Annotated in this window: 1 protein-coding gene; it reads left to right on the forward strand. The window is 73.8% G+C overall.

Translation table 11 applies throughout. The features are described 5' to 3' along the window. Positions 1–29 precede the first annotated feature (29 nt). Positions 30–225: polysaccharide deacetylase family protein (locus G3I42_RS12910; RefSeq protein WP_343244535.1), on the forward strand; the 196-nt coding region annotated here is incomplete at its 3' end.

The raw sequence follows: 225 nt of genomic DNA on the forward strand, positions 1-225 counted from the left end.
GGGGCCCTCGCCGGCCCGACCGTCCCACGGTGCTCGTCACGTTCGACGACGGCTACCGCGACAACACCACCCACGCGCGGGACATCCTGGACCGCCTCGGCGTCCGCGCGGTGTTCTTCGTCTGCACCCGTCTGCTCGGCCGGCGCAGTCCCCGTCCGCGCGAGGACCACCTGACGTACGAGGAGTGCGACGGGCTGGCGCGGGAGGGGCACCTGATCGGTGCCC

The organism is Streptomyces sp. SID11385, from assembly GCF_010548245.1.
In the GTDB taxonomy this organism is placed as follows: Bacteria; Actinomycetota; Actinomycetes; order Streptomycetales; family Streptomycetaceae; genus Streptomyces.